At 78.1% G+C, this 2772-nt stretch carries 2 protein-coding genes; both read left to right on the forward strand.

All coding sequences use genetic code 11. From position 1 onward, the window contains the following. A partial coding sequence (locus tag KBX37_RS33640; protein ID WP_210779853.1) for a CdaR family transcriptional regulator occupies positions 1-1201 on the forward strand: 1201 nt, incomplete at its 5' end. A 53-nt stretch (positions 1202-1254) separates the two neighbouring features. Beyond that, positions 1255-2772: copper resistance protein CopC (locus KBX37_RS33645; RefSeq protein WP_210779854.1), on the forward strand; the 1518-nt coding region annotated here is incomplete at its 3' end.

A 2772-nucleotide genomic window follows, 5' to 3' on the forward strand; every position in this document is an offset into this window, starting at 1 on the left:
GTCCGACGCGCTCATCGACATCGAGCCGGGGCTCGCCGCCCTGCCGCCGACGGTCGGCGAGCACCTCCGCGGGCTGCGGGCACCCCTGCACGGGCGGATCCTCGCGACCGTCCGGGCGGCCATGCGGGCGCAGGGCCGGTCGCTGACCGGCGGGCAGGGGCAGGGCCTCACCCTCGGCGTCGAGACCGCCGTCGAGGCGTTCGTCGAGGCGGTCGCCGATCCGGGCCGCGACCTCGCCGCCACCCGGGCGGTGTTCCACGCCCTCGGCCGCACCGAGTACCGGGAGGGCCACCGGGTGGACGCGCTGCGCACCGTCCTCACCCTCGGCGCCCGGGACATCTGGGCCTTCCTCGTGGAGAACGCCGGCCCGGCCGGCCCGGCGCCGGACGACCTGTACGTCATCGCCGGTGCGCTCTTCGGCTTCGCCGACGCCCTCGCCGGCGCGGCGGCGGAGGGGTTCCTCGACGAGCAGCGCGACGCCGCGCAGGACTGGGCGACCACCCGACGCCGGCTGATCACCCTGCTCGTGCAGCCCGAGGCCCCGACCGAGAGCGCGCTGCACGCGGCGGCCGACGCGGCCCGCTGGCCGCTGCCCCGCTGCGTCGCCGTGGTCAGCGTCGACGGCACCGACGCCGAGCACCTGGCGCGGTCCATCGGCGGGGGCGCGATCGCCACCGTCATCGACGACGCGGTACGGCTCGTCCTGCCCGAGCCGGGCACGCCCGGACGCCTGGCCCGCGCCCGGCAGGCGCTGTCCGGCCGGCGGGCGGCGCTCGGACCGACCGTCGAGCTGGGCCGGGCCCGGCTGTCGTACCGGCTCTCCCGACGCGCGCTGGCCCTGCAACACGACGGCGTGCTCCCACCGGGGCCGCTCGGCTGCGACGAGCACCTGCTGACCCTGCTGATGGCGTGGGAGCCGGGCCTCGCCGACCGGCTGGCCGCCGTCGGGCTGGCCGCGTTGGAGGGTGTCCGGCCCGCCGCCCGGCAGGCGCTGGCCGCGACGCTGCACAGCTGGCTGCGCCGGCAGGGGCAGGTGGTCGCCGTCGCCGAGGAGCTGCACACCCACCCGCAGACCGTGCGGTACCGGATGCGCCGGCTGCGTGAGCTGTTCGGCCCGGCGCTGGACGATCCCGACGCCCGGCTCGCCCTGCAACTCGGCCTCCGGCACCGGTTGAGCCGGCCGGCCGGTGGCCAGGGGTGATCCGGGGCCTGTCCGCGTTGAACCGTACGGCCGTCCGATCCGAACCACTGGTCGTGCGTACCCGAACCGCCGCGCTGCTGGTGCTGCTGCTCGCCCTGCTGTCCGTACCGCTGACGCCGCCCGTTCCCGCCGCCGCCCACGCCGTGCTGGTCGCCACCAGCCCGGTACGCGACGCGGTGATCGGTTCCCCGCCCCGGGAGGTGGTGGTGACCTTCAGCGAGCCGGTGTCCCCCGTGGCGGGGCGGGTGCAGGTCCTCGGCCCGGACGGGCGGAAGGTCCACACGGGTGAGCCGGTGGTGCGCGGCGGCACCCTGCGCATCCCGGTCCGGGTGCCCGACCGGCCGCTCGGCACCTACCTGGTCAGCTACCGGGTGATCTCGGCCGACAGCCACCCGGTGGCGGGCAGCTTCACCTACTCCGCCGGCGCCCCGTCGGCGACTCCCCCGCCGCCCGACGGTCGGACCCGGACCAGCGGCGCGCTGGCGCCGGCCGCCCGGTACGTCGGCTACCTGGGTCTGGTGCTGGCCGTCGGTCCAGTGCTGCTGGCCGGCGGGATGTGGCCGCGCCGGCGCTCCCGCCGCAAGGTCGTGGTCGTCACCTGGGCAGGGCTCGGCCTGGTCGTGGTGGCCACCGCCGGGCAGTGGGTGGCACAGGCCGCGGACATGGTGGGAGCGCCGGCCGGTGAGCTGTCCCCGGCCGACCTGCGGGCGGTGGGCGCCAGCGCCGTCGGCCCGGTGCTGGGCGCCCGGCTGGACCTGGTCGGCGTCGCCGCGGCGCTGCTGCCCGCCGTCGTGGCCGGCCGGTCGGGTCGGGGGCGGCGGGCCGCGCTGGCGGTGGTCGGCGTCGCCGCGCTGACCACCTGGCCGTTGGCGGGGCACCCGGTGGCCGCGCCGCTGCCGCCGGTCAGTGTCGCCGTCGGCGTGGTGCACCTGGCCGCGATGGCGGTCTGGGCGGGCGGGCTGCTCACCCTGGTGGCGTTCCTGCTGCCCGGCCTGCACGAGCGGGTGCGCGCCCGCGTCCTGCCCGCCTGGTCCCGGCTGGCCACCGTCGCGGTGTGCTGGCTGGTCGCCAGCGGCGTCGCCCAGGCCGCGGTCGAGCTCGGCCGGCCCGCCGCGCTGCTCGACACCACGTACGGGCGGCTGCTGTGCGGCAAGGCCGCGCTGCTCGCCGTGGTGCTGGCGGTCGCCGCCGGCCAGCGACGCCTGGTGCGCCGGGGACTGGCGGCGGACCGGCCGGGCCGGGTCAGCGGGGCGGCGGGGGCCGAACTGGTCGCCACCGCGCTGGTGCTGACCCTCAGCGCCGTGCTGGTGCAGACGCCGCCGGGCCGCACGGCCGGTACCGAGGCCGCCCGGGCCAGCCGGGAGGGGGTCGCCCAGACGCTGACCAGCGGCCTGTACACCTTGCAGTTCGACGTCTACCCGGTGCGGGTCGGGACGGCGAACTCGCTGCACGCCTACGTCTACACCCCGCAGGGCCAGGCGCTGCCGGTCGTCGAGTGGACGGTCAGTCTGGCCCTGCCGGCGGCCGGCGTGGAGCCGGTCCGGGTGCCGGTAGACACGCCGGAACCGCAC

Origin of the sequence: Micromonospora sp. U56 (assembly GCF_018070095.1) — a bacterium.
Taxonomy (GTDB): Bacteria; Actinomycetota; Actinomycetes; order Mycobacteriales; family Micromonosporaceae; genus Micromonospora; species Micromonospora purpureochromogenes.